Origin of the sequence: Fictibacillus sp. FJAT-27399 (assembly GCF_001510655.1) — a bacterium.
Classification (GTDB): Bacteria; Bacillota; Bacilli; order Bacillales; family Fictibacillaceae; genus Fictibacillus_C; species Fictibacillus_C marinisediminis.
Window position 1 is genome coordinate 26,832 of record NZ_LMVC01000002.1, and the last position, 23,666, is coordinate 50,497.

Annotated in this window: 31 protein-coding genes, 1 other RNA gene and 1 pseudogene; 20 read left to right on the top strand and 13 right to left on the bottom strand. The window is 40.3% G+C overall.

Features of this window, described 5'->3' with window-relative positions:
• Window positions 1–3 precede the first annotated feature (3 nt).
• The 4 genes from AR335_RS05160 to ssrA all read left to right on the top strand — a co-directional run bounded on the left by AR335_RS05160 (window position 4) and on the right by ssrA (window position 4,138).
• The gene (locus AR335_RS05160; RefSeq protein ID WP_062232680.1) at window positions 4–756 is read left to right on the top strand and encodes an alpha/beta hydrolase; all 753 of its coding nucleotides are present in this window, start codon (window positions 4–6) and stop codon (window positions 754–756) included.
• 27 nt (window positions 757–783) lie between these two features.
• Window positions 784–3,084, top strand: coding sequence for a ribonuclease R (gene rnr, locus AR335_RS05165; protein ID WP_082683365.1), 2,301 nt, complete (start codon window positions 784–786; stop codon window positions 3,082–3,084).
• A 105-nt stretch (window positions 3,085–3,189) separates the two neighbouring features.
• Window positions 3,190–3,657 (top strand): SsrA-binding protein SmpB, encoded by a 468-nt coding sequence (gene smpB / locus AR335_RS05170; RefSeq protein WP_053357118.1) that lies wholly within the window; start codon window positions 3,190–3,192, stop codon window positions 3,655–3,657.
• A 120-nt stretch (window positions 3,658–3,777) separates the two neighbouring features.
• Window positions 3,778–4,138, top strand: a transfer-messenger RNA (tmRNA) gene (gene ssrA, locus AR335_RS05175).
• 194 nt (window positions 4,139–4,332) lie between these two features.
• Here the strand turns inward: ssrA and AR335_RS05180 are convergent.
• The 5 genes from AR335_RS05180 to AR335_RS05200 form a co-directional block, all read right to left on the bottom strand.
• On the bottom strand, window positions 4,333–4,902 hold the full coding sequence (locus AR335_RS05180; protein ID WP_062232683.1) for a kinase: 570 nt from the start codon (window positions 4,900–4,902) through the stop codon (window positions 4,333–4,335).
• Between the two features lie 108 nt (window positions 4,903–5,010).
• The gene (locus tag AR335_RS05185) at window positions 5,011–6,081 is read right to left on the bottom strand and encodes a phosphotransferase (protein WP_062232686.1); all 1,071 of its coding nucleotides are present in this window, start codon (window positions 6,079–6,081) and stop codon (window positions 5,011–5,013) included.
• A gap of 30 nt (window positions 6,082–6,111) precedes the next feature.
• Window positions 6,112–7,290, bottom strand: a complete 1,179-nt coding sequence (locus tag AR335_RS05190) for an ATP-grasp domain-containing protein (protein WP_062232689.1) — start codon at window positions 7,288–7,290, stop codon at window positions 6,112–6,114.
• Window positions 7,287–8,612 (bottom strand): glycosyltransferase family 4 protein, encoded by a 1,326-nt coding sequence (locus tag AR335_RS05195; protein ID WP_062232693.1) that lies wholly within the window; start codon window positions 8,610–8,612, stop codon window positions 7,287–7,289. The genes AR335_RS05190 and AR335_RS05195 overlap by 4 nt, the downstream gene beginning before the upstream one ends.
• Window positions 8,609–9,265 carry a PIG-L deacetylase family protein gene (locus AR335_RS05200; RefSeq protein WP_062232696.1) on the bottom strand — a complete coding sequence of 219 codons (657 nt, stop codon included), beginning with the start codon at window positions 9,263–9,265 and terminating at the stop codon, window positions 8,609–8,611. Before AR335_RS05200 ends, AR335_RS05195 begins: the two co-directional genes overlap by 4 nt.
• A 303-nt stretch (window positions 9,266–9,568) precedes the next feature.
• Here AR335_RS05200 and gvpT (AR335_RS05205) point away from each other — a divergent pair, with 303 nt between their 5' ends.
• The 13 genes from gvpT (AR335_RS05205) (at window position 9,569) to gvpU (ending at window position 16,727) form a co-directional block, all read left to right on the top strand.
• A complete protein-coding gene (gene gvpT, locus AR335_RS05205; RefSeq protein WP_062232699.1) occupies window positions 9,569–9,976 on the top strand; it encodes a GvpT/GvpP family gas vesicle accessory protein in 408 nt (135 codons plus the stop codon).
• Window positions 9,977–10,623: 647 nt separating this feature from the next.
• Window positions 10,624–11,067: a gas vesicle protein GvpQ gene (gene gvpQ, locus AR335_RS05210; RefSeq protein ID WP_304438389.1), complete on the top strand. Its 444-nt coding sequence runs from the start codon at window positions 10,624–10,626 to the stop codon at window positions 11,065–11,067.
• A 37-nt stretch (window positions 11,068–11,104) separates the two neighbouring features.
• Window positions 11,105–11,368 (top strand): gas vesicle structural protein GvpA, encoded by a 264-nt coding sequence (gene gvpA / locus AR335_RS05215; RefSeq protein ID WP_062232702.1) that lies wholly within the window; start codon window positions 11,105–11,107, stop codon window positions 11,366–11,368.
• A gap of 80 nt (window positions 11,369–11,448) precedes the next feature.
• Complete coding sequence (gvpO, locus tag AR335_RS05220; protein WP_062232705.1) at window positions 11,449–11,712, top strand: gas vesicle protein GvpO; 264 nt, start codon at window positions 11,449–11,451, stop codon at window positions 11,710–11,712.
• A 34-nt stretch (window positions 11,713–11,746) separates the two neighbouring features.
• Window positions 11,747–12,664, top strand: coding sequence for a gas vesicle protein GvpN (gvpN, locus tag AR335_RS05225; protein WP_062232707.1), 918 nt, complete (start codon window positions 11,747–11,749; stop codon window positions 12,662–12,664).
• 7 nt (window positions 12,665–12,671) lie between these two features.
• The gene (locus AR335_RS05230) at window positions 12,672–13,436 is read left to right on the top strand and encodes a GvpL/GvpF family gas vesicle protein (RefSeq protein ID WP_053357132.1); all 765 of its coding nucleotides are present in this window, start codon (window positions 12,672–12,674) and stop codon (window positions 13,434–13,436) included.
• Window positions 13,433–13,690: a gas vesicle protein GvpG gene (locus tag AR335_RS05235; protein ID WP_062232709.1), complete on the top strand. Its 258-nt coding sequence runs from the start codon at window positions 13,433–13,435 to the stop codon at window positions 13,688–13,690. Before AR335_RS05230 ends, AR335_RS05235 begins: the two co-directional genes overlap by 4 nt.
• Window positions 13,691–13,700: 10 nt before the next feature.
• Window positions 13,701–14,507, top strand: coding sequence for a GvpL/GvpF family gas vesicle protein (locus AR335_RS05240; RefSeq protein WP_062232712.1), 807 nt, complete (start codon window positions 13,701–13,703; stop codon window positions 14,505–14,507).
• A gap of 16 nt (window positions 14,508–14,523) precedes the next feature.
• The gene (locus AR335_RS05245) at window positions 14,524–14,778 is read left to right on the top strand and encodes a gas vesicle protein (protein ID WP_062232714.1); all 255 of its coding nucleotides are present in this window, start codon (window positions 14,524–14,526) and stop codon (window positions 14,776–14,778) included.
• On the top strand, window positions 14,765–15,049 hold the full coding sequence (locus AR335_RS05250; RefSeq protein ID WP_062232715.1) for a gas vesicle protein K: 285 nt from the start codon (window positions 14,765–14,767) through the stop codon (window positions 15,047–15,049). The genes AR335_RS05245 and AR335_RS05250 overlap by 14 nt, the downstream gene beginning before the upstream one ends.
• 30 nt (window positions 15,050–15,079) lie before the next feature.
• Window positions 15,080–15,385 carry a gas vesicle protein gene (locus AR335_RS05255; RefSeq protein ID WP_062232716.1) on the top strand — a complete coding sequence of 102 codons (306 nt, stop codon included), beginning with the start codon at window positions 15,080–15,082 and terminating at the stop codon, window positions 15,383–15,385.
• Window positions 15,386–15,438: 53 nt separating this feature from the next.
• Window positions 15,439–16,311 carry a GvpT/GvpP family gas vesicle accessory protein gene (gvpT, locus tag AR335_RS23635; RefSeq protein ID WP_062232719.1) on the top strand — a complete coding sequence of 291 codons (873 nt, stop codon included), beginning with the start codon at window positions 15,439–15,441 and terminating at the stop codon, window positions 16,309–16,311.
• 14 nt (window positions 16,312–16,325) lie between these two features.
• On the top strand, window positions 16,326–16,727 hold the full coding sequence (gene gvpU, locus AR335_RS05265) for a gas vesicle accessory protein GvpU (protein WP_062232722.1): 402 nt from the start codon (window positions 16,326–16,328) through the stop codon (window positions 16,725–16,727).
• 498 nt (window positions 16,728–17,225) lie between these two features.
• Here the strand turns inward: gvpU and AR335_RS05270 are convergent, their stop codons facing one another.
• Window positions 17,226–18,428, bottom strand: coding sequence for an NAD(P)/FAD-dependent oxidoreductase (locus AR335_RS05270; RefSeq protein ID WP_062232732.1), 1,203 nt, complete (start codon window positions 18,426–18,428; stop codon window positions 17,226–17,228).
• Window positions 18,429–18,617: 189 nt separating this feature from the next.
• On the opposite strand from AR335_RS05270, the gene AR335_RS25110 reads away from it, so the two are divergent.
• A complete protein-coding gene (locus tag AR335_RS25110; protein ID WP_255357535.1) occupies window positions 18,618–18,743 on the top strand; it encodes a hypothetical protein in 126 nt (41 codons plus the stop codon).
• 152 nt (window positions 18,744–18,895) lie between these two features.
• On the opposite strand, the pseudogene AR335_RS22945 reads toward AR335_RS25110, so the two are convergent.
• The 5 genes and pseudogenes from AR335_RS22945 to AR335_RS05285 all read right to left on the bottom strand — a co-directional run.
• Window positions 18,896–19,234 (bottom strand): annotated as a pseudogene (locus AR335_RS22945) (carboxymuconolactone decarboxylase family protein); the annotation flags it as partial.
• Window positions 19,235–19,246: 12 nt separating this feature from the next.
• Window positions 19,247–19,408, bottom strand: coding sequence for a hypothetical protein (locus tag AR335_RS23645; RefSeq protein ID WP_156418861.1), 162 nt, complete (start codon window positions 19,406–19,408; stop codon window positions 19,247–19,249).
• 292 nt (window positions 19,409–19,700) lie between these two features.
• Window positions 19,701–19,994 carry a putative quinol monooxygenase gene (locus AR335_RS05275; RefSeq protein ID WP_062232757.1) on the bottom strand — a complete coding sequence of 98 codons (294 nt, stop codon included), beginning with the start codon at window positions 19,992–19,994 and terminating at the stop codon, window positions 19,701–19,703.
• A 33-nt stretch (window positions 19,995–20,027) separates the two neighbouring features.
• Window positions 20,028–20,663, bottom strand: a complete 636-nt coding sequence (locus tag AR335_RS05280) for a nitroreductase family protein (RefSeq protein ID WP_062232780.1) — start codon at window positions 20,661–20,663, stop codon at window positions 20,028–20,030.
• 49 nt (window positions 20,664–20,712) lie between these two features.
• Entirely contained in the window at window positions 20,713–21,147 is a 435-nt protein-coding gene (locus AR335_RS05285) for a MarR family winged helix-turn-helix transcriptional regulator (RefSeq protein WP_234293206.1), read from the bottom strand.
• Window positions 21,148–21,349: 202 nt separating this feature from the next.
• On the opposite strand from AR335_RS05285, the gene AR335_RS05290 reads away from it, so the two are divergent.
• On the top strand, window positions 21,350–21,721 hold the full coding sequence (locus AR335_RS05290) for a hypothetical protein (RefSeq protein WP_062232785.1): 372 nt from the start codon (window positions 21,350–21,352) through the stop codon (window positions 21,719–21,721).
• Between the two features lie 240 nt (window positions 21,722–21,961).
• On the top strand, window positions 21,962–22,258 hold the full coding sequence (locus AR335_RS05295) for a hypothetical protein (protein ID WP_156418862.1): 297 nt from the start codon (window positions 21,962–21,964) through the stop codon (window positions 22,256–22,258).
• Here AR335_RS05295 and AR335_RS05300 read toward each other — a convergent pair.
• Window positions 22,242–22,577 carry a YciI family protein gene (locus tag AR335_RS05300; protein WP_062232791.1) on the bottom strand — a complete coding sequence of 112 codons (336 nt, stop codon included), beginning with the start codon at window positions 22,575–22,577 and terminating at the stop codon, window positions 22,242–22,244. The genes AR335_RS05295 and AR335_RS05300 overlap by 17 nt on opposite strands.
• Window positions 22,578–22,634: 57 nt before the next feature.
• A complete protein-coding gene (locus tag AR335_RS05305; protein ID WP_062232793.1) occupies window positions 22,635–23,522 on the bottom strand; it encodes a TetR/AcrR family transcriptional regulator in 888 nt (295 codons plus the stop codon).
• Window positions 23,523–23,666: the final 144 nt, after the last annotated feature.

Below are 23,666 nucleotides of genomic sequence, written 5' to 3' on the forward strand. Positions count from 1 at the left end.
ATCATGATGAAAATAGCAGCACCTAAACCATTTATGTTTGAAGCGGGAAAGCGGGCGGTATTATTATTACATGGATTTACCGGCAGTTCTGCGGATGTCAGGATGCTTGGCCGCTATTTGCAGAAAAAGGGTTATACATCCCACGCGCCGCAATATAAAGGGCATGGTGTCCCGCCGGAAGAACTCGTACATACAGGCCCATCTGACTGGTGGAGCGATGTGATGAAAGGATTTAATCATTTAAAAGAAAGCGGCTACAAAGAAATTGCAGTGTGCGGATTGTCACTAGGCGGCGTTTTCTCGTTAAAGCTGGCGACGGAACAGCCGGTAAAAGGTGTTATTCCAATGTGTGCTCCTATGCATATTAAGAGTGAGGAAACGATGTACAAAGGGGTACTTGCCTACGCTCGCGAATACAAAAGCAGGGAGAATAAAACACAGGAGCAGATCGATCAGGAGATGGAAGCGTTCAAAAGCACGCCGATGAATACATTGAAGGCGCTGCAGGATCTGCTCGGAGAAGTAAGAAATTCCATTGATATGGTATACGCACCTGCCTTTGTGGTACAGGCTAGACATGATGAAATGATTAATACAGAATCAGCGAATATTATTTACAATGAAGTAGAAAGCGATCTGAAAGATTTAAAATGGTACGAACATTCAACCCATGTGATCACACTGGGAAAAGAAAAGGAACAGCTTCACGAAGATGTTTTCAATTTCTTGGAGAAGCTCGACTGGTCCGTGGAATAAGCTTTTTGCCTTAAAGGAGGAAAATTTGTGGATAAACAGCAATTGCTAGCGTTTATGAAAGAAGAAGCCTATAAACCGCTCACCGTTCAGGAACTGGAGGATGCGTATGGTTTTCAGGAAGCTGAGGATTTTAAAGATCTCGTCCGCACGCTGAATGAAATGGAAGAGGAAGGCCTTGTCGTCAGAACGAGAACAAACCGATACGGTCTGCCGGATAAAATGAACCTTGTCCGTGGAAAGGTGCAGGCCCACGCCAAAGGGTTTGCCTTTGTTATTCCGGAAACGGGAGAAGGGAAAGACGTTTTTATTTCCCAATCCGATATGGGCAGCGCGATGAACAATGATGTCGTACTTGTTCGATTAAATACGAATTCAAAAGGATCACATCCGGAAGGTACGATTATCCGGATTCTTGAACGCGGGGTCACAGAAACGGTAGGAACCTTCCAGGAAAGCCGCAGTTTTGGCTTTGTGGTGGCGGACGACAAACGAATTCCAAACGATATTTTCATCCCTGCGGATGGCGTTAACGGAGCGGTTGAGGGACACAAGGTCGTTGTCAAAATAACGAAATATCCGGAAGGACGGAACAGCGCTGAAGGAGAAGTTATTCATATTCTCGGCCATAAGAATGACCCTGGAGTGGATATTCTTTCGGTTATTTTTAAGCACAGCCTGCCTCGTGAATTTCCGGAAGCTGCGCTTGAACAGGCGAACAGCGTTCCTGACACGATCGATCCGGCAGACATCGAAGGGCGGCGTGACCTTCGAGAGGAAACCATTGTTACAATTGACGGAGAAGACGCGAAAGACCTGGATGATGCCGTTAATGTCATCAAACTGGATAACGGCAACTACAAGCTCGGTGTTCATATCGCGGACGTCAGCCATTATGTTACGGAAGGTTCACCGATCGATGAAGAAGCCCTTGAACGCGGAACAAGCGTTTATTTGGTGGACCGTGTAATCCCGATGATTCCGCATCGATTGTCTAACGGGATCTGTTCCTTGAATCCGCGCGTGGACCGCTTAACGTTATCCTGTGAGATGGAGATCACGCCAAAAGGGGAAGTCATCAAACATGAAATTTTCCCTAGTGTTATCCGCACCGTTGAACGCATGACGTATACAAACGTCAGGAAAATTCTTCAGGAAGAAGATGAAGAAGTATTAAAACGCTATGAGCCGCTGATTCCGTTTTTCAAAGGGATGGGTGAGCTTGCTGAAGTTCTTCGGAAGCGCCGGTTCAAGAGAGGTGCCATCGACTTTGATTTTGCTGAAGCAAAAGTACTGGTGAACGAAAACAGTGAACCGCAGGATGTTGTTCTTCGGGAACGTTCCGTGGCAGAGCGTTTGATCGAGGAATTCATGCTTTGTGCGAACGAAACCGTTGCTCAGCATTTTCATAAAGCAGAATTGCCGTTCATGTACCGGATCCATGAAGACCCGGATGCAGAGAAGCTTTCGCGGTTCCTGGAGTTCATCGCTATGTTTGGCTATGTTTTAAAAGATGCGGTTACCGAAGTCCATCCGCTTGCACTTCAAAAACTCTTGGAGGAAGTAAAAGGCGAGCCGGAAGAAATGGTGATCAGCAAAATTATGCTGCGATCCATGAAACAGGCAAAATACTTCCCTGAGAGCCTTGGGCACTATGGATTGGCAACCGAATTCTACACTCACTTTACATCGCCGATCCGCCGGTATCCCGACTTGATCGTCCATCGCTTAATTCGAACCTATCTTATTAATAAAAAAACAGATCCGGCAACGATAGGGAAGTGGACCGCACAGCTCGAGAAGATCGCGAAACATGCGTCAGAAATGGAACGCCGTGCCGTAGATGCTGAACGTGAGACGGATGATTTGAAAAAAGCTGAATTCATGCAGGATAAAATCGGTGAAGAATACGATGGAGTTATCAGCTCCGTGACAAACTTTGGTTTGTTCGTAGAGCTTCCGAATACCATAGAAGGCCTCGTCCATGTGAGCTATCTGGCGGATGATTATTACCGTTATGATGAAAAGCATATGGCGATGATCGGAGAACGCACAGGGAATGTGTTCAGAATTGGTGATGAAATCTCAGTTCGCGTCATTAACGTTAACCTGGATGAACGCGCGATCGATTTTGAAATCGTCGGCATGAAAGGCACACCAAGAAAACGGGGCAAAGACCGTCCAAAAGTGATCGAAGGCGGTGAACGCAAACGGAAGACACGCCGTCCGGAGAACGAACGCGGAGATAAAGGCGGCTCTACTAAAGGCAAGAAAAAGCCGTTCTACAAAGGGAACATTACGAAAAAGAAAAAGAAAAACAAAAAGAGGTAATAGCTATTGCGGGAAACGTTTTTGTGATGAAGTCCAGTCACATTGACGTTTCCTGACCAATTTAGTATAATTAAGTTTGCACTGTTTGGGGGAGGTCAGGAACATATGCCAAAAGGAGAAGGAAAACTTGTCGCACAAAATAAAAAAGCGCGGCACGATTATCATATAGAAGAAACCTTTGAGGCAGGAATCGTCCTCCAGGGAACAGAAATCAAAGCCATTCGAGCTGGCCGGATTAATCTAAAGGATTCATTTGCCCGCGTACAAAATGGAGAAATGTTTCTTCATAACATGCATGTCAGCCCGTATGACCAGGGCAATCGCTACAATCATGATCCTTTGCGAACCCGCAAGCTGCTTCTTCACAAGAAGGAAATCAGCAGACTGCTTGGTGCAACGAAGGAGCAGGGTTACTCGATTGTACCGTTGAAACTGTATTTGAAAAATGGTTTCGCTAAAGTTCTGATTGGCCTTGCGAAAGGAAAGAAGAACTACGACAAGCGTGAAGATTTGAAGAAAAAAGATGCAAAACGCGAGATCGAACGGGCCTTCAGAGACCGCCAAAAGGCATAAACTGGAGGGTGCGTCCGGTTGAAAAAACACCGCAAAAATGCTATAATAACTTTGTTGCTGACAATTGAATAAATGCAGCAGCTTTAACTTTTCCCGTAGATTCACCCCGGGATATTCCATGGGGACGTTACGGATTCGACAGGGATAGTTCGAGCTTAAGTTGCGAGTCGAGGGGGTCGGCCTCGTTAAAACGCCAACGCCTATAACTGGCAAAACTAACAACAACCTAGCTTTAGCTGCGTAATAGCACTTTAGCTGATCCTCCCTCCATCGCCCATGTGGTAGGGTAAGGGTCTCACTCTTAGTGGGCTACGCCGGCTGTCCTCCGCCTGAGGACGAAGGAAGAGCACAATCAGGCTAGCGCTTCAAACGCCTGTCGATAGGCAAATGAAGCCGCGAAACGCCAATGTATCGACTACACTCGTAGAAGCTTAAGTGCCGTTATCTTTGGACGTGGGTTCGACTCCCACCGTCTCCACCAATACATACTGTTGGTGGTTTTTTACATATTTCTTTGCGTAGAGATCTAAAATCTAACCCTAACCGTGTTAGGTTTTTATTATATCTGTAATACCTCATGTACAATTGGGAACTTATAATCTTAAGGGTCAGTTCATTCAATGGTTTACCTGAAGAAAAAGAAAAAATGGCAGCATGTTAGCGCCATCTAAAAGGTTATTGATAATATTTTGCCCATTCATTAAAAATGGTTGGCGAAATCTGTTTGACCCCTTGAAGGAATTCCTCTGCATATCCGAGCTTTTCAAGACCCGATATTAACTTCATGGGATAAGTTCTATCAGTGGTAAATGCCCTTTTGTGGTCGATAACTTTTACCTCCCCCTTCTCGTTGAAGTAAATATGACGTACCTCTGTATCGTGTCTCAAAAAACCTATCCTCTTAAATTCAGAAAGCATGTATAATATTTGTTTTATTTTTGAATCAGAAAAACGTTTCTTTTTTTTGAGGTATTTTTTCAGATTGTATCCGTTGATATACTCCATGACAATATAGTTGGATCCATACTCATAGAGTCGGGGAATGATTGGGGATGATTGTCCTTTCTTTAATGCCTTCAATTCAAGTTTTTGAGTTTTTTCTATCCAGAAAATTTTTACACATTTATTATGACAAATTTGAAAAACCGCTCCATCGCCGCCCTTGCCAAGCAGTTTATATTTTTCTAGATTTTCCAATTCTAATTTTCCTTTATTCCTGGTTGCTATCGCCGTTATACTTTCCATTCATACACTTCCTTTATTAATCAGTAATTAGACTTCAGCAGCAACTCAATTAGAGTATTTAAGTTTTTAACTAGATAAAAAAACGGATTTGCCGCCGTTTTTTTTAAGCTAGTATATACCCAATTCCTTTCCCCAGCTGTTTATTTTTTCAATGTATCTTTTTAGCAGAACACTTTGTTCTCCATTCAACACCTTTCTAAGGTGATTTAGGAGTCTTTTCTCTAATGTTCTCTGTAAATAAGCCATTTTTAATAGCTTTAGGGTGTCTGTATGGAAGGTTATTCCTTCTTTTTGCATTTCCTGAGCGTATAACAGCATGCAATGACTTCTTATTTCTTCTTCCTTTTTATGCCAATCTGTTCTGAAATCAATTAACAATTCAACCAGAACAACCATATCAAATGAACAGGGTGCATACTTAGCAGACTCCCAGTCGATCATTTGAATGTTCCAATTTACTTCATCCCTGCCGTTTTGACAGCAAAGATTATGAAGATGAAGATCACCGTGGATGAGGCATTGGCCTGCTTCCATAATTTCCGGGAAGAAAATTGGGCCCTTTTGCAGGATATTTTGAAAAGTGTTGTATCCAGGTTCTACTATTTCTCTTAAATCTGGATCTTTCATCGCAAGATCTAGATATTCTTTTGTTTTTTCAATATGTTTGCTTCTTTCTGTGTTTGCCAGCGCAGAATCATATCGGGGCAGCCAGGAATCAAAAGAATCCTGGTACCTGGTTATCCGATCACCAAATGTGCGGGCATGAAATTTTGCAGCAGTCGGAATGATAAGATCGAGATGTTTGGGCCTAAACTTGATTTGCCCGCGCAAAGGTTGAACAAATTCTGTAAATAACCAGGTTTCGCCATCATTTACACTTTCCTCAATCCAATACATTTTTGCCATAAATTCAGCCATGGCAGTATATCCGCTGCGATACATGTTAATTTCCACGCTATGATTTTCATTAAATGGTGGTTTATATATTTTGAGGACTACTGGAAGACTGTTTAGGCCATCTGTAAGGATCAGTTTCCAGATACTTGTTTTTTCCCTGGAATTTTTAAGGCATTCTATTTTATCTTCAGGCAGCGCAACTTCATTTTTTGAGAAAAATTCGAACTTTTTTTTCCATCCAAATTGATTCCACTGTTTTACGATTTCTTCTTTACTGCTCAAAGCAGAAATCCCTCCTTTCTATTAAAAAACTCATTTTCTCGCCCATAAATATCGAATGTGGGACACAAAGCTCCTTATAAATGGAAGTGGATCCTTCCAGCTGAATAAAGCTTCTACCTTATCTCCGGAAAGGCTTTTTATCCATTCGGTGATTGTCATTTTCCCGTTTTTTTTGTTTTGGCGGAAGGATAGAAAATCGCGGACCAGGTAAACCCATTTGATGCCTTCTTTCTGTATCGTCACTGGGGAAGGATTTTGTCCAGTTACCAGCAAATAGTTCAAGTATGCTAAATTTACACCGCAAGCTATTGACAATCTTTGGGTTAACCCAATCCTGGGGTTAATCTCAATAAATTTCAACTTGCCGTCTCTTTCATCCCTCTTAAATTCCGTAATTGCCAGGCCTTTTAACTTGATATTACGCAAAAATGGCACTGCCATATTTATTACTTCCTCATCTCTAATACTTAATGCCATGGCAGTTGAACCGAAGTCTGGAGGGAATTGGTGAAGCTTTTGATTCATCCAGAGTCCAATTAGATTCATTTCCTCATCAAATAAGGTTTTTACTGAATAAATGGATGCCTCTTCTCCAGGAATCACCTCTTGAATCATGAGCTCTCCAAAACCGCTGTAAAAGAGGTACTCTTCCCTTAACTGGATTGGATTTTCAACTAATATAGCTTTTTTATACAGATGATGATCGATACGATTCCGGAAATTGGATGAAATGACTGGTTTTAATATACAGGGGAACATTACTTCAGAAATAATCCGCTCAAGATGATCTTCATCATCAATAATGAACGTTTTAGGACATGGAACGTTATATTTTACTGATAAATCGTAGGTTAATCTTTTATCTAACACAGCCTCGATTAATGAATGGTCAGGTAAAAGAAAAAGATAATTCAAAGACAACTGATCTCTGTATTTTGATATAAAGCGCACATAGTCATCCGATCCAGCGTAGAGTACCGCTTTCTCCTCAAATGTTTGCCCTAGCCTTGTAAGGTGCTCTATTAATTTTTCTTCCTCAGAAACAGGATTAGGGCATACACCGCAGCTTGCATATCTGGTTTTTCCAATTTTTTGCTTGCTCTCTGTATCAAATGCATATACTTTTATGCCTTGTTCGGCTAAACTCCGAACTATCCCGATCCCAGTCGCACTTAAATCTAAAACTACGGCTGGTAGATCATGCCTCACTGCATCTCACCTCTGTGCAAAAAAGATTGATAAACTTCCTCAATCTTTCTAGCCATACTGGCAATCGTTAAATGCTTTTCAGCAAAGCATTTAGCATTTTGTGCCAAAGAATTCCTTAGTATGGAATCGTCCAGAAGGATCGTTAATTTTTCAGCTAGTTGTTGAGAGTTACCCGGTTCAGCTATAAGCCCCGAATGATTGTCCTGAATAATTTCTGGTATTCCGCCACAGTTTGTTGTAATGATCGCTTTCCGGGCAAACATCGCCTCTATCACAGAAATGGGAAGTGTATCACTGGTAGTTGGCAGGACAAAAATATCTGATCGTTTTAAAATTTTTGGAATATCCTTTCTCTTTCCTAGAAAATACACATTTTCCAGCTGTAAATCCTGACATTGGCGTTCAAGCTCTTCTCTCATTGATCCTTCTCCTACAATCCATATTTCAACATTTTCAAGCTTGTTTCTAATGAGCGAAAGTGCTTCAAACAGGTATTTATGGCCTTTACGCGGCCGGAGACGAGAGATACAGGTAATAATTGTCTTATCTTTAGTTTTCTTTGATTTCCCTTGAGGGCCAATTCCAAAATCAATTCCAGTGTAAACAGTTGTCAACTTGGTTTCCGCAGTACCTAAACTGTTTAGCAACGGTCGAAAATATTCACATAAACTAATGATATGGGTCGAGCTTTGAACGGCTTTTTGGTCAATGGCCAAAAAGTAGGCTTCTTCTACAGACCCTTTTTCAATTAGATTAAACTTTAGCCGTGTGTGTGTCATAAATCCGTGGGGAGTGAACAGCAGCGGTTTTTGATAACCTTCATTAAGCTGGCACATGACATTTGCTGTAAACCGATCTTGTGCGTGAATAATATCATACCTAGAAATATCCACGCACTTTAGCATCCATTCATATCTGCGCATTTGCCAAACATTTTGGATGATCTTTTCACTGAAACTTCCATACCTTTTAACAAAAAATTGTTTTACATCCTCCATAATTGTTTGACGCATTCCGTCAATGTCACCATTTTCGAAGTGGTTAGGTGCAGCAATATGGACAATGTGGCCTAAGCTTTCCAATCCTGATTTAAGTGCAGTGATGTAGTTTTGCAATCCGCCAACAAAAGGGTAGTTCCAGAAAGTAGTGATTAAGATTTTCATGTTTTTCTTTTGTTTTAATTCAATGGGTTTCTGGATATCCGGTTTGTTTTTTTCTTTTTTTAAAGCTGTTGTCAGTCCATAGTATTGATCCATTGCAGATACTAAATGGGGATAGGGGATAAATAATGGAGGCTGTGTTGAATATTGACGGTCTGTCATTTCCATACCCTCCTGATGATTTCAAACGCTTCCGCATAATCTACTCCAACCGTCATGCCTCGAACCTGTGCTAATGATTTCACTCCTTGATATGAACGGGGATGAGGAAAATCCCTCATCTCCACGTGATAAAAAGAAAGAGATTTGAGTTTATCATCAATGGTTTCCGTTATATCCACAAAATAGTTTGGTTTAAATTCTTTATCATTCGTATGTTGACTCCATTCAGACGAAGAAACCGTTTCAAAACAGAGTATTTCAGCAGCCTTTTTCCCTGGCAATGGCCTGGCTGAAGTAATTACGGCCTGGTACAATATTTGATGGTCCCGGTTTAGGTCTCCGTAATGATGAGTAAAAATCATGGAAGGTTCATACTTGGCCAAAAGCGCTTCAATTTCTTTAGTTAAAGAATGTAAAGGGAGAGTTTCTAATAGTAGATTCGGATATTCTAAAAAAACAACCTCTTCTACCCCCAAGTATTTATTAGCCTCTAACATTGATTCTTTAATGCAATCCTCTTTTTCCTTACGCCCCTTTGCAACAACCACGGAAATCACTTTATTGCCATTTTTAATCAATTTTTTTATTGTTCCACCAGGGCCAAGGATTTCATCGTCTGGATGAGCAGCAATCACTATTACATTGGTACTCATGTATTTCACCTCGATTTTTTTTCCGATTCTTTTATATATATGGACACACCATTAGTTAGGAAACTGACATTAGTGGAAAGGAATTGGAAATTTATCATACTGAATGAATAGACTGCTGTTTTTACGGTTAAGGTTTCAACAATATGACGCATTCCTTCTTCATTAAATCATTGTCAGGTCCTTTTATTTACTTAAAGAGAGTTCCGGTTTGAGTTTAAAATAAATTAGAATGTGGAACATGAATAAGCATAGCTCATTAAATGAAAGACTTTTTGGGTGTAAGCAAAACAGGAGGTAAGTATGATGAATGATAATGAAAACAACAAGCCATCAGAAGATAGTAAAGAAGCTTCCGTTTCCAGAGCCCTAATAGGAGGAGCCGTCGGGGCAACTCTAGGATGGTTGTATAAACCTGAAACACGCAAATTTGTTGTATCTCACATTAGGCAATCAGAAACCATAAAAACTTTAGCTGCGGAAATAGGAAGATCAGTTCAAGAAAGGGTAACAGAACAAGCATTGAAAAATATAAAATCGACGACAGCGGGTTTCTTAAATAAAGATAAAAGCAAGGACTCTGATGAGAAAGAGAAGGCGAGAAAAAATGAAGATAATGAATCAACAAGGTATTCTGCACTAGAAGAGGAGAATAAACGGCTAGCAAACCAATTACAGATGCTAGAAGAAAAATTAAACAAGCTAGTTGAGTAAAAAGTACTGTTCTTTAAATAAGTGTGTACTTTCAGAACCTGTCCATTTTTTATGTATATGGACAGGTTTTTTTATGTGACCCGGTCCCTTTTGTTACTAACAACTTCCTTTTCTTTATTACTTTTCTCTTATCAACGTATTATTGGATTTCCGTACTAAATTGACCACAAATATAGTAAATATAGTTTTTATTGAAAGAAACAATGACTAGGAACGTTATAGTCATATCGTTTGAGTAAATGTAATCTAACTGTAATATTTTTAATGTTTTTATAAAAATCACAAATAAAATACTGCCAAAGCAGTGTTTTTCATTTTTCAGCAAGATTACGCTGACATAATACGTGAAAATAATGGTAAGAAACACAGTGTTCCAACGGGTCCATGTTTTTATTGCGTTAGTAAAGGGGTATAGCGTGTTTATGGAATCATTAATTTGATTTCGTTTGTTCGAGTACATTCACAGACAACCTTCATTGAGTAAAGGTTCACTTATTTTTGAAAGGGGGGATTTGGTGACTCGGCAAACATCAGGACAAAGCAAATTAAGAAAAGGCACACTTATAGGAGGACTACTCGCGAGTACAGCTTCTTTTATGATCCCGAGCGTCAGAAAGAAAGCAAAGAAAGGGATGCAAAAAGGAGCAATGAAAGCAGCTGTAAAAGCAGTGAAGAAAAGCCCTTCCAGTTTGAAAGATAAAGCTAAAGAAAAGGTAAAAGAAGAAGCCAAGGATCAGCTTAAATCAAAATTTCAGGAAGAGCTTCAGTCCAAAGTGAGTAAGGCTGCTGAAAAATTGGAAGATGCGAAAGAAAAGAACGCTGATAAAGTTCATGGCAAAGCTGAGCAAGCAGCAGACAAAGTAAGGGATGTTTTATTAAATGTCCAGGATAAACTTAAGAATTTAAAAGAAGCAGGAGAAGAGTTTCAGGAAAAAATTAATTCCAAGAAAAAAAACACAAAGCTTAAAAGTGTTAATGATATCAAAGGGGCTAACAACATCAAAAGTTCAAATCAGTTGAAAAGCTCCAATGATATTAAAAGCTCAAAGGATATTAAACGAGCAACTGATATTAAAACCATCAGTTCCTAATAAATCTTATTTTATTTAAAGAGAGGAGAATGAAAAGATGAGTGTTCAAAAAAGTACGGATAGTTCAAGTCTTGCAGAGGTTATCGACCGAATTCTAGATAAAGGTGTTGTAATCGATGTATTTGCGCGAGTTTCTCTTGTGGGAATAGAGTTAATAACTATTGAAGCTAGGGTAGTTATTGCAAGTGTTGACACATGGCTGCGATATGCTGAGGCAGTTGGGTTGCTGCGAGATGAGGTTGAAAAAGAAGGACTGCCATCTCAGTCAAATGAAAGAGGCAGCCAAGCCTTTAGCATTTAACTATTATACGGTCAGAGCAGTGTAAAAGCTGCTCTGGCCACCTACTAAAATATTTCTAATAGCAAAGGTGGAGGCTGTCAATGGAAATAAAAGAACTAATGGATGCGGTAAATGACTTTTTCAAAGAGCATGTAGCCCCCCCTCACAAGATTACATCAGTTGAAGGCACGGAAGATGAAGGCTGGAAAGTCATTGTGGAAGTGATCGAAGAAAAAGATTACATGAAGAAATATGCAAAGGATGAAATGTTGGGCGTCTATCAAGTTTCCTTGAATAAAAAGAAAGAAGTAACGTCTTTCACAAGGATAAACATCCGATATCGAAGTGCTATTGCTGAAGACTAGGAGGCGATGATGGGTTGGAATGGGGGAGTAAAAAATGACGGTCTTAACGGAAAACAAAAACAAAGTAAAATTAGATTTACTGCAGCATGACGGTATAAAAAACTTAATTTCTCGTTCCTTAAACTATCTTTCAGCAGGTTATCCCGTCCATTTCACAGGACCGCCTGGAGTTGGCAAGACGACTCTCGCACTCCTTTTAGCGAAAAAGCGAAAACGTCCCGTTATGTTAATGCATGGGAACCGGGAGTTATCGAATGCTGACCTAATCGGGGCCTATACAGGATATACCACCCAAAAAGTGGTCGATAATTTTATCCGTTCGGTTTACAAAAAAGAAGAAAATGTTACGGAAACGTGGAATAACGGAAGACTATTGGATGCTGTAAAAAATGGGTACACATTGATTTATGATGAATTTACCCGTTCTGAGCCCTCAACTAATAATATTTTCCTTTCAATTTTGGAAGAGGGGATTTTACCGTTATACGGCACGAAGCAAAAAGATCCCTTTATGAAAGTCCATCCGAAATTCACAGTAATCTTTACGAGCAATCCTTCTGAATATGCAGGCGTTTACGAAACACAGGATGCTTTATTAGATCGTCTGATCACCATTCCGTTAGATTATACAGATAAAGATACTGAAGCCGCCATTGTCTCCAGCAAAACAGGTGTTGATTCAAATCAAGCAAAAGCCATAACAAGTTTTGTTGCTGCTCTCAGAGAAAAATGCAGTGAAAACAGCAATAACGGACCAAGTCTGCGGGCTTCTATTATGATTGCAAAACTTGCAAATGAGGCGGATATCCAAATAAACGGTAAAGATGAAGATTTTCAGCGGTTATGCCTGGACATCTTATTCGCACCTGTCGCCAAATGCATGGATGAGAAGGATCCATCAAAGCTAAGAGAGTTAATAATAAGCGAATGCAAAAAAGCAGTAAAGGAGTGAGCGATCAATGAGTCAATCAACAGGTATTTATATATTTTGCGGTATACAAACAACAGAGGATAAGTATCAGTTTGGAAATGTCACCATTGAAGGCCAAGAAAGATCAACGTTTACCATTCATTATAAGGATGCAGCCATTGTAGCAGCAGAAATGCCAATGAAAATATATCATCCCAATAAGGAAAACTTAATGGCTCATCAAGATGTGATATCTTCTGTTATGGCTCAAAACGATACGGTCATTCCCATTAGTTTTGGAAATGTGTTCAATTCAAAAGAAGATGTAAAAGTTCTACTGGAAAATTTGTATCCGCAGTTTGAACAGTTGTTTCCAGAAATAAAGGGAAAAATAGAACTTGGTCTAAAGGTAATGGGCAAAAAACAATGGCTGGAAGAGGAAATTAATAAAAAACCTGAAGTAGAACAAATGAAAAAAACGGTTCAAGGCAAGTCTCAGGATGCAGCGTATTATGAACGCATTCAGCTTGGCGAAATGGCTCAAAAATTTTTCAGTTCTCTTCAAAATGATATTAAAGCGGAAATCTTTGATCCATTAAAAGAAGCATCTACAGCTTCAAAAATCAACAAGCCGATTGGCGAAACGATGCTTTTGAATGCAGCCTTTTTAATTGACCGCGATAAGGAAGAACTCTTTGACCAAAAAGTAAATGAAGTTCATGAAAAATGGGAGGACAAACTCGATTTTAAGTATTCCGGTCCATGGCCTGCCTACAATTTCATCAACATTCAGCTGAAGGTTGAGGAAACATGATCCACAAACTTTTAATGTCCCCGATGAATCTTGTCATTAAAGTTGGTGAAAAGGTTAAAGAAGAAGTGGATCGGGAACTGTATGACATTTCATTTATTCAGCAAAAATTGATTCAGCTTCAAATGATGTATGAACTTGAAGAAATACCGGAAGAGGTCTACAAGGAACAAGAAGAAGTATTGTTAGTAAGATATGAGATAGCAAAACAGCGGGAAATGGAAGAGTGGGAGAATTTGACGAAGAAGCAAAAGTGAGGGAATAAAGATGGCGAAACTCGTTTATTTATATGGACTTATTCCCACCGAAGAAGCAATAAAAGACGCAGTTCCTTCTTTTCGGGGGTTAGATGAACAGAATGAAGTATATACCATTCAATTAAATGAAATTACGGCTGTTGTCTGTGACCTTGATGCAGACACGTATTCAGAAGAATCAATTAAAGAAAAAATGAACAACGACATGGAATGGCTTCAAGGAAAGGCGCTTCATCACCATGAAGCTCTATTGGCACTCCAAAAACAATATACAGTAATTCCAATGAAATTTTGTACGATTTATAAAAGCGAAAATAGCTTGATCGAAACAATTGAAGATCACCAAAAGAAGATCACCAACTCGTTTACTCAACTCGCAGGCAACGAGGAATGGAATTTGAAAATCTATTGTGACCACTCAAAATTAAAAGACTTTATCAGTGGCCACAATTCATTAATAGAAGAAAAAAAACAAGAGATAAGCAAATTGCCTCCTGGCAGACAGTTCTTTGAAAAAAGAAAGATCGATCAATTGGCAGACCAGGAGTTAGAGAAAGAAATAAATCAAACGTGTGAACAGATCCATGAGGAACTTACCAAATTCTCCCTTCATGATTCAATAAAAAAAAATTGGGGTAAGGATGTAACAGGGAAACAATTTGATATGTGCTGGAATAGCGTATACCTTATACAAGCAGATACAGTGGAAGAATTTTTAGAAGAAATTAAAAAAAGGAAAAATGAGCTCGCAGAAACTGGTTGGAAGTTCGAGGCTTCTGGCCCATGGCCTGCCTACCATTTCGCAAGCTTAACCTGAAATGAGGGATTAGCTCATGGGACACAGAGAAGCCATTGAAAATAAGGAAGTTACTCTTATTGATATCTTAGATGTGATTTTAGATAAAGGTGTCGCCATCAAAGGAGATCTAATCATTTCAATTGCAGGGGTAGATTTGGTTTATCTTGATCTGCGTGTGCTGATTGCTTCAGTTGAAACGCTTGTGAACTCATCTTCAGGCAATCGTAAAGACATCTCGTCCGACCAATTTGATAAACAAAGGGAGGGCCTAATTTATGCAAACAACTAATCCATCCAGCGGAAAAATTAATCTGGATCCCGATAACGCTGAGCATGGCTTAGCACAGCTGGTTCTGACGGTCATTGAATTGTTAAGGCAAATCGTTGAAAGGCACGCCATCCGCCGTGTGGACGGCGGAAATTTAACCGATGAACAAATTGAAAACCTTGGCGTGGCATTGATGAATTTAGAAGTAAAAATGGACGAGCTTAAAACCATTTTTAATTTAAAGGATGAAGATTTAAATATTGATCTTGGGCCATTAGGGAACCTATTATGAGACAGACGTGCAAATTAGGGAGTGATAAAAATGGCAGTACAGCATGCTTCAGAGTCCAGCACGATTGTCGATGTATTAGAAAAGATACTGGATAAAGGTGTCGTCATTGCTGGGGATATAACGGTTGGTATCGCTGATGTAGAGTTGCTAACCATTAAAATCCGCCTGATTGTGGCCTCTGTAGATAAAGCAAAAGAAATCGGCATGGACTGGTGGGAGAATGATCCTTATCTATCCTCCAAGGCTTCAGAGGGCACACGAAAATTGGAAGAAGAAAACAAAGAATTAATGGAGCGAGTCAGACTTTTAGAACAGAATGCAGGGAGCAATGATTGACTTTCAATCATTCCAATATAAAAAGTATACGATATTAGAGGAGGAAAAATTAAATGGCTACTAATAAAACTGAAAATACCCAAATTGAAAATCAACCGGTGGAACAGAAGAAAAAGTTAAGTCCCGTAAATAGAACACTCGTAGGAGGAGTTGTAGGTGCTACCGTAGGATTACTTGCTACCCCGAAAACAGGAAAGAAATTATTAGCTGGTATAGAAAAAGCCAACCTGAAAGACAAAGGGAAAAATCTAGGCAAGGCTGCTAAAGAAAAGCTAAGCGGCTTTAAAGAAACCGGGGTTGCACAATCACAGCAAGCTGCTGCAGGTCTAAAAGAAAAAACATCCAGTTTATTTAAGAAAAATAAGAACCAGGATAACGATCAAAGCGAAGAAACAGATGTTACAAACGAAGACCAAAATCAAGATAATGGAAATAACGAAAACAAACAGTATCAATCACTCGAAGATGAAAATAAGAAACTAAGTGAACGATTGGAAATGTTAGAACAGAAATTGCAGCAAATGGTTGATGCAAGTGAGGAAAAGGATGAAAAAAAAGATAAAAAAGGAAAGAAGGAAAAGAAGAAAAAGCAAGATGAAGAAGAGCAATTAGAGCTGGATAATGAAGAGGAAGAAGAAGAAGAAGAAGAAGAAGACGTAAACAATGTAAATGAAGACGAAGACGAAGAGGATGAGGAAGAAGAGGAAGACGAACAAGAGGAAGATGAGGAAGAAGACGTAAACAATGTAAATGAAGACGAAGATGACGAGGAAGAAGAAGACGACGAAGAGGAAAAGAAGCCTGCAAAGAAAACAACAAAATCAAAAACCAAAAAGACACCTGCAAAAAATAAGAATTCAAAGAAAGCAAAAAGCAGCAAATCAGAGACATCTCTTTCCAGCAATGACGATACATCTTCGAAATAAGAGGAGGATATTTGATGAGTTCAACCACGTCATCCCAATCTAAAGACAGCATACTTGAATTTTTTGTGAAGGCCTGCAATAAACATGGGTTTTCATTAGATATTACGTTAAATGTCAAAGGGGCTGTCATTACAGGCACAACGATCACCGCTCAAGAATACTTCGAAACGCTGGCTGAAACGTTTGAGGATGGAAACGAGATCGCTCAGGAGATAGGCGAGCGCCTTGTTAAAGCCGGTGAGGCGGCAGAAGACGACAATAACAACAGCGATATTAATTTCATTCATTTAAAGAACACACGAGTGTTTTGTGGTGATAGTAATTCAACTCCATCTAAGGGGAAAATTCTTTGGAGGGGAAAGTTGGATCAGGTTGATGGATTTTTCCTCGGAAGAATTTCTGACAGTAAAAGTTAAAGTATTAAATAAATCAAATAGAAATGTTTAAAAAGGGGCTGTCCTGAAAGTCGAAAATTGACCTTCAGGCAGCTCCTTTGACGTGAAAAATCTTCAATGAAAAGTTGATTGGAGTGCAAGGTGCGAGNTAAAAAGGGGCTGTCCTGAAAGTCGAAAATTGACCTTCAGGCAGCTCCTTTGACGTGAAAAATCTTCAATGAAAAGTTGATTGGAGTGCAAGGTGCGAGACTCCTCGAAAATGAACTTCACATTTTCTTCGTGCGATAAAAAGCTGCCGGAGCCTTCCTTGTCCTGCGGGACAAGCGTGACAGGTGAGACTCCCGCAGGCGCTTGCGCCAAAAAGTAGGCGTTCACGCCGGTAAGTCTCACCGCACGCCCCGCGGAAAGCGAGCAGCCTGGAGCGGAGATCAACAGCTACCAGACTTCTTGGACAGCCCCTTTTATTTTAGTTTTTTGAACATGTTTTGGCCAATTAAACAGTCAGTGTAACTTTTTCAATTACCGATCCAGTTTTACAAGTTCCGCATCTTCATTTGAATGGTCCAAAATCAAATCTCTAATAATATGAGAGCCAAGCATGCTGTATACGGTTCCGTTTCCTCCATACCCAAGCAGATAGTACTGGCGGTTTTTATGAGGATGCTTTCCGATGAATGGAAGGTTATCGAGGGATTCACCGAAACTTGCCCCCCAGGCGTAGGCAATTTTTATAGGGAGATCAGGAAACAGCTTTATAAGCTCCTGCTGTATCCGCTCTGCACGGTTGGCGATCCATTCTTCACTTTGAGGCGCTTCAGGCTTATCTTCATCCAATCCGCCTGCAATGATGCGATGATCAACGGTTGTCCTCATATAAAGATAAGGTCGTTTCGTTTCCCAGATCATTGCGTTATCTTCCCAGGAAGACAAATCTTCAATCGGTTCAGTCGCGATCGCATAGGATCGGTTGATGTCTGATCCGATTTTTTCATTAATAGGGATTGTGTCATATCCTGTTGCATAAATCAAATGGGATGCTGAGAATGTGCCGATGGAGGTGTGCAGCAGAATGCCATCATCTTGTTCTTCTGCTTCTTTAGCCTCCACATTTTCAAACAAATGAATGCCTTTTTGCTCCAAATGTTCCAAGATCCCCTGAATAAAACGGTAAGGATTGACTTCGGCATCTCCATGCGTAATTAAAGCCCCCGGTTTTTCAAATGGCAAATGCTCTTTCATGTCCTCTTTGGTCCAATATTCAGCAGGAAAGCCATGCTTGATTAAGGCCTCATATTCCTTTTGCAGCTTTTGAACATGTTCCTCAATGCTCGCATAGCAAATGCTTTTTCGTTTGATCAAATCCACTTCACGGGGAAGTGTCTCAGCTACCTCTTTCAGCTGGTCTACTGCTTTCTGGCAAAGCTTATAAAAGTGCACGGCTTGATCCTCGCCAATCTGATCAATCAGCTCATGAAGCATAATATCATTTGAAAATTGAAGAAGGCCTGTGTTGGCAGAAGAACTGCCCGCAGCCATCTCCCTCTTATCCACAATGGCAATATGCAAACCTTCCTGTGCGAGAGTAAACGCCGTTAGAGCGCCGGACATGCCGCCGCCTACGATTACTGCATCATAATGTGTGTCGAGTTCCTGTCTTCCTTTTATGGTCTTCTTACCGTCTAGCGTGGTCGGCCAAAAAAGGCTGCCGTTATGCAAATCCATATCTTTTCCTCCTGAAATTACTGCGTATATAGTACTTTTACCCTGTATACTTAGTGAGTTAAACAGAGAGTAGTTGGAAGATATAACATGAGTGTAAATGTGAGAAGGCCAACTGTATTTAAAAATTTCATGATCAAACCTCTTTCATAGCTTTAAATAAAAGGGGGTGTCCAAGAAGTCTGTAAGCTGTTGATTTCCGTTCCAGGCTGCTCGCTTTCCGCGGGGCGTGCGGTGAGCCTCTTGGTGCAAGCACCGGCGGGAGTCTCACCTGTCACGCTAGTCCCGCAGGAGTCTCGCATCTTCCACTTCAATTAACTTTTCATTGAAGATTTTTCAAGCCAAAAAGGGNGCTAGTCCCGCAGGAGTCTCGCATCTTCCACTTCAATTAACTTTTCATTGAAGATTTTTCAAGCCAAAAAGGGGCTGCCTGAAGGTCAATTTTCGACTTTCTGGACAGCCCCTTCAAATTACTGTTCTTTAACTGCTGAAACCGCGGAAACACCACGCTGAGCGAATACTCTCTTCGCTACTGCAAGAGCGTTAAGTATACGAGGGAATCCAGTATACGGAATGAGTTGAATGAAGCTTTCTACAATTTCTACGGGAGTCAGCCCAGCTGTCAGCCCGGTATTAACATGAAGTTCAAGCTGTGGTTCAGTACCTTGGGTAACAAGTGAGGCAATCGTGATTTGTGCCCGCTGTTTATTGGTTAAACCTGAACGTGAGTAAATATCGCCGTATCCAAATTCAATGATAAATTTTGCTGCGTCTGGAGCAATATCTTTTAGGTCATCAAAAATTTTTAGTCGGCAGGTCTTTTACAATCTTCTTTTCAAATCTTCAACTTCTTTCTCCAAGTGATGAATCTTTTTGTTCAGGTCGGGTGCAGTGATCTTTTTGGTAATAAGAATGATTGTACCGATCAGCACGACAAGTCCGCCGATCATCGCAATCATGAAAAATAAATACAAATCTGACATTAAAACAGCTCCTTTAAATGTTCACACTTTAACATTATTATAACTGTAATGATATGTATAATTCTCTGGGTTTTTCACTGATCTACAATTTGCTGGGGTTTTCTGTGCAGGGGATCGGACAGTATTTTCTGCAATATCAAAACATCTTCCATGTTTAAAGAAGTCCGTTTCAAGCAGAAACGAAAAAATGCAAGCTATCTTAATTCCTTTTTTGTCGAAAATCAAAAATATGCTTTAACTAAGCCTAAACAAAAGTAAAAAATCATGGGCATTGATTTGCCCATGATTTTTATTATTTAATCTGTTTTCCGTTAAACACTTTAAGTTCTATTGGACGGCTGAGATATTCAGGCGCTTTTGCAACGAAGGAAGTGAAGTGTTCGCTTTTATTGTGAGCATCTACTGCTTCTAAATCCTGCCACACTTCGACCATCATGTAGGCATGTTCTTCTGCTGTATCTTTGAACAAATCGTAAGAGATATTTCCGCTTTCCGCTTTTGAAGCTGAGATAAGCTGCTGAATCTCGTTTACAAATTCCTCTTCTTTTGATGCATTAACATAATTTTTTGCGTGAATAATGATCATTCTTATTCATCCCTTCGTTTTTTTATATAAAATTTATTTCCACTCCGCCACTTCTTCAACAGGAAGACGAACAGAGGGATACCCAGTATTCGCTGCTTTACCGATAGAGATCAGCATAACCGGAACGTAACGGTCTTTATCCAATCCAAAAGCTTCAGAAATTTTATCTTTCTCATAACCGCCGATGGGGCATGTATCATAGCCATGGGCACGTGCGGCAAGCATAAGATTCATGGATACGAGGCCCCCATCGATTAATACCGTCTCCTTATTTACCTCAGGATCAAGAGTATCAAAGTGAGCGGTGAGTCTGCCCATCATTTGTTCTTTTACATCTTGCGGCATGTAGCCAAGCTCAACGGCTTTGCTGTAGATTTCTTCACCTTTATCGAAGTTGTTCAAATCTCCGAATACAGCAATCATGGCAGATGAAGTTTCCACTTGAGAGTTATTAAAACGTGCAAGCGGAGCGAGCGTTGCTTTTGCTTCATCACTTTCCATCACAAGAAAACGCCATGGCTGCATGTTGACAGAAGAAGGTGCCATTGTAGCTTTATTAAGGATTTCTGTCATCTCTTCCTTGCTGATTTTAACGGATGGATCATAATAGCGAATGGAACGGCGTCCAGTCACGATATCATTAAAGTTATTCACTAATGTTGTATTCATGGATAGATTCCCCTTTTTACTTATGATGTTTGTCTAAGGTGTCAAAAGGCTAACCTTCAATCTGGTCAGCGTTATGCTGCATGCGTTTAAGCATATCTAAAAGAACTGGAAGCTCTTCCTCTTTAAAATCTTTCAAAAGGTTGGAGACAAATTGATCTCTTTCTTTTCTGTAGGCAATGATTTCATTGCGGCCTTGATCGGTAAGGCTGACGAGCGTTACTCGGTTATCCTTGGGATTCTTCCGCCTTGCGACCATCCCTGAGATTTCAAGCTGTTTTAAGTGCCTCGTGACAGCAGCACTGTCAATATTGACCTCTTTTTGAAGGGTGGTCTGGCTGATCTCCTCAACTTCATATAGACGATGAAGAAGCTCAAGCCGGGACTGGCTGATTCCTGTACATCGTTCAAATTTCGGGCTGACCTGGTTGTGAAGCTCCCGTAATGTATAGGCGATATGCGTTTTTGTTGCACATGATTGGTTCAAGTAAATCTCCTCTTTCGTCATTAAAAGAATGATTGACCGGTTAATATTTGACGCCTCAATGATTGATGCGTCAATTAATATAACGCGGTTGTAAGAAAAAATCAAGGACATAGCTCAAATCTTTAAAACTTAAGGTTTGATTAAGGTTCGTCAAGTAGACTCTGTGTATACCTTGAAAAAATACAAAGTAGAAATGACTTTAATGATGATGGAAGTGGTGAACGATGAACAAAAAGGTGAAGTGGTCCGTAATCTCTGTCAGCATCCTTGCATTCTTCACGTTTGGCGGACTGGTTGCAAAAAATCAAAACACAGGGACGGCAGTGACGATATTAACGATCAAGGTGATTCCTCGGCGTTTACGGACGGGCAGCAGCAAAGCTATGATTTCAGCCAGGGAGAAGGCCAGTCTTCGGATTGGGGACAAGATCAGTTTCAGCAGGGAGCACAATTGCTTATTTTGTTTATTTCGAGGATCATAGAATCGCTGTCGGTGGGGATTCCACGATATATGAAAAACTGGAGGTGGCACAATGAACTGGATCTGGGTTCTTTATACGGGTTACAGGCTTAACTGCCTATTTATTGCTGACCCTATCCTTACTGGCAGGTATTATGCGCCATGTTCCACGCAACAAGGGATTTTATCTTTCCTTTCACCAGATCATCGGACAAGTGGCGCTGATGTTTATAGGAATTCATACTTTCCTGCTATTATTTGACCAATATGAGCCTTATACACTGGAAGCCATCTTCGTTCCATTTGCCTCATCTTATCATCAGATTCTTTGGGATAGGGACGATCGCGACTTACATGCTGCTCATCGTTATCCTCACTTCAGATTTTATGAAAGTGATCGGCAAGTTCGTCTGGAAGAAAACGCATTACCTTGTGTTTTTGCTTTGGCTCCTTTCCTTTCTGCACGGCATACTTTTGGGAACGGAATCTTCTGCAAATTGGGCTCCATTCTTTTATTGGAGAACCTTTGCTGTTATTATTTGCGGCACCCTATATTTTAGGAGCAGCGATGACTGGGTCGAAGAAACCTCGCAGCAGCCATTGAAAAGACCCGCCAAATCGGCAGGCCTTTTTATTATGCATTTTGATTAAGTTTTAGAAAGTTTTCGTTCAACAAGGCAATTTTGTAAGGGAAAAGTTCAGCGGTCATGACTCCTTCTTTTACTGCAGGATCACTTTCCATCATCGTTCTGGCTTCCTCTTCCGTATCAGCAAGCAAAATGACAATGCCGAACGTGGTTTCATCCATGTTCAGGGTCCGGCCGGCCATAATGAGTTTATCTGCCATCTTTAACTCCTGCAGTGCTTGAAAGTGATCTGATACGATGCTTTTCTCTTTTTCAGTCCAATTGATTTCATCTACTAATCGCGGAATCAATTTTAAAGTATAAATAAATTGTTTTTGCGTCATTTAGAGGCTCCTTATATTCAATTTCTTCGTATGTCTATAGTCCTTCTTTATTTGGAATTAAAGAAGCTCAATCCCCATAATCCTCGCAATGTCTTTCCTGTCATTCTCCAATTCCTTTACCCCTTTTAAGTTGGCAAGCATGCCCTGGAACACCATCTTGTTCGGATCTGTTTTTTCATTTTCACTCAGCAAGAATTCGATGACACTTTTCAGCTCGTCCCTTTTTTCAGCGGGTAGTGGGAGTTTATCCAGCGTTTTCCCCATGTTTAAAAGTTTTTGATGAATGGTATCCTGTAGAGATTGTTCCGTATGGAGATGAAGCCGGGAGAACAGGTTTTCTAAGTTCTTGATCGAAATCATCGTAGTCTTCGTTTTCTGCAAACCGGCAACGATGTCATCCAATCTCTGCAGCAGGAATTCAGCCAATGCCTCCGGCTGAAGAAGCTGATCATCAAATATGAAAATACGGATGTACGTATTTTGAAGGCCTTGAGCTATTAAGATTAGATCTCCCAAGTGAGGAGTAATATCCTCTCCGTACAGCGAGAGCAAATTTTTCTCCAGCCATCTCAAGGATTTATATTGCGTTTTCAGCATATGCTTCCGCATTTCTTCATTGATCGTCGAGTTCTGTTCGCGGAAATGCATAATAATGAAGTTTTTATGTTCTGTGAATGAAGTAAACAGTGCGACCATTTGCTTTTTTATTGTTTCGCGAGGAGGAAGATTTTGTTCCCCGATTTCTGAGATCTTTTGACTGATTTTATCGTTGTAGTAATGGAATAGGGCAATCATCAATTCTTCCTTAGAGGAAAAATAATTATAAAAAGCCCCTTTTGACATCCCAGCATGATCGGTGATGTCCTGAATGGATGTTGAATGAAATCCTTTTTCCGCAAATAAGGCAATCGCCGACTCAATGATTTCTACTTTTCTCTGTTTCATACCTTACCTCCAAGTAAACGTCTGATTCTATTATCTTAAGTACATATTTTTTCGTCAATTGAAGCTATTATTATTTCTTGCATTCAGGGGAACGGTCCTTTATATTTATATCTATTATGACCGTTCATTTATATTATACCACAA

What these genes read in the sequence shown, in the direction of transcription:
- AR335_RS05240 (WP_062232712.1), top strand. Translation starts at nt 13,701, where the DNA reads ATGGCGAAACTCGTTTATTTATATGGACTTATTCCCACCGAAGAAGCA.
- AR335_RS05290 (WP_062232785.1), top strand. Translation starts at nt 21,350, where the DNA reads ATGATGATGGAAGTGGTGAACGATGAACAAAAAGGTGAAGTGGTCCGT.
- gvpA (WP_062232702.1), top strand. Translation starts at nt 11,105, where the DNA reads ATGAGTGTTCAAAAAAGTACGGATAGTTCAAGTCTTGCAGAGGTTATC.
- AR335_RS05300 (WP_062232791.1), bottom strand. Translation starts at nt 22,577, where the DNA reads ATGACGCAAAAACAATTTATTTATACTTTAAAATTGATTCCGCGATTA.
- gvpT (WP_062232719.1), top strand. Translation starts at nt 15,439, where the DNA reads ATGGCTACTAATAAAACTGAAAATACCCAAATTGAAAATCAACCGGTG.
- gvpU (WP_062232722.1), top strand. Translation starts at nt 16,326, where the DNA reads ATGAGTTCAACCACGTCATCCCAATCTAAAGACAGCATACTTGAATTT.
- AR335_RS05180 (WP_062232683.1), bottom strand. Translation starts at nt 4,902, where the DNA reads ATGGAAAGTATAACGGCGATAGCAACCAGGAATAAAGGAAAATTAGAA.
- gvpO (WP_062232705.1), top strand. Translation starts at nt 11,449, where the DNA reads ATGGAAATAAAAGAACTAATGGATGCGGTAAATGACTTTTTCAAAGAG.
- AR335_RS05250 (WP_062232715.1), top strand. Translation starts at nt 14,765, where the DNA reads ATGCAAACAACTAATCCATCCAGCGGAAAAATTAATCTGGATCCCGAT.
- AR335_RS05270 (WP_062232732.1), bottom strand. Translation starts at nt 18,428, where the DNA reads ATGGATTTGCATAACGGCAGCCTTTTTTGGCCGACCACGCTAGACGGT.
- AR335_RS05235 (WP_062232709.1), top strand. Translation starts at nt 13,433, where the DNA reads ATGATCCACAAACTTTTAATGTCCCCGATGAATCTTGTCATTAAAGTT.
- AR335_RS05255 (WP_062232716.1), top strand. Translation starts at nt 15,080, where the DNA reads ATGGCAGTACAGCATGCTTCAGAGTCCAGCACGATTGTCGATGTATTA.
- AR335_RS05275 (WP_062232757.1), bottom strand. Translation starts at nt 19,994, where the DNA reads ATGATCATTATTCACGCAAAAAATTATGTTAATGCATCAAAAGAAGAG.
- AR335_RS05280 (WP_062232780.1), bottom strand. Translation starts at nt 20,663, where the DNA reads ATGAATACAACATTAGTGAATAACTTTAATGATATCGTGACTGGACGC.
- smpB (WP_053357118.1), top strand. Translation starts at nt 3,190, where the DNA reads ATGCCAAAAGGAGAAGGAAAACTTGTCGCACAAAATAAAAAAGCGCGG.
- AR335_RS05245 (WP_062232714.1), top strand. Translation starts at nt 14,524, where the DNA reads ATGGGACACAGAGAAGCCATTGAAAATAAGGAAGTTACTCTTATTGAT.
- AR335_RS05305 (WP_062232793.1), bottom strand. Translation starts at nt 23,522, where the DNA reads ATGAAACAGAGAAAAGTAGAAATCATTGAGTCGGCGATTGCCTTATTT.
- AR335_RS23645 (WP_156418861.1), bottom strand. Translation starts at nt 19,408, where the DNA reads ATGTCAGATTTGTATTTATTTTTCATGATTGCGATGATCGGCGGACTT.
- AR335_RS05195 (WP_062232693.1), bottom strand. Translation starts at nt 8,612, where the DNA reads ATGACAGACCGTCAATATTCAACACAGCCTCCATTATTTATCCCCTAT.
- AR335_RS05230 (WP_053357132.1), top strand. Translation starts at nt 12,672, where the DNA reads ATGAGTCAATCAACAGGTATTTATATATTTTGCGGTATACAAACAACA.
- gvpQ (WP_304438389.1), top strand. Translation starts at nt 10,624, where the DNA reads ATGAAAGCAGCTGTAAAAGCAGTGAAGAAAAGCCCTTCCAGTTTGAAA.
- AR335_RS05160 (WP_062232680.1), top strand. Translation starts at nt 4, where the DNA reads ATGATGAAAATAGCAGCACCTAAACCATTTATGTTTGAAGCGGGAAAG.
- gvpN (WP_062232707.1), top strand. Translation starts at nt 11,747, where the DNA reads ATGACGGTCTTAACGGAAAACAAAAACAAAGTAAAATTAGATTTACTG.
- AR335_RS05295 (WP_156418862.1), top strand. Translation starts at nt 21,962, where the DNA reads ATGCTGCTCATCGTTATCCTCACTTCAGATTTTATGAAAGTGATCGGC.
- gvpT (WP_062232699.1), top strand. Translation starts at nt 9,569, where the DNA reads ATGAATGATAATGAAAACAACAAGCCATCAGAAGATAGTAAAGAAGCT.
- AR335_RS05200 (WP_062232696.1), bottom strand. Translation starts at nt 9,265, where the DNA reads ATGAGTACCAATGTAATAGTGATTGCTGCTCATCCAGACGATGAAATC.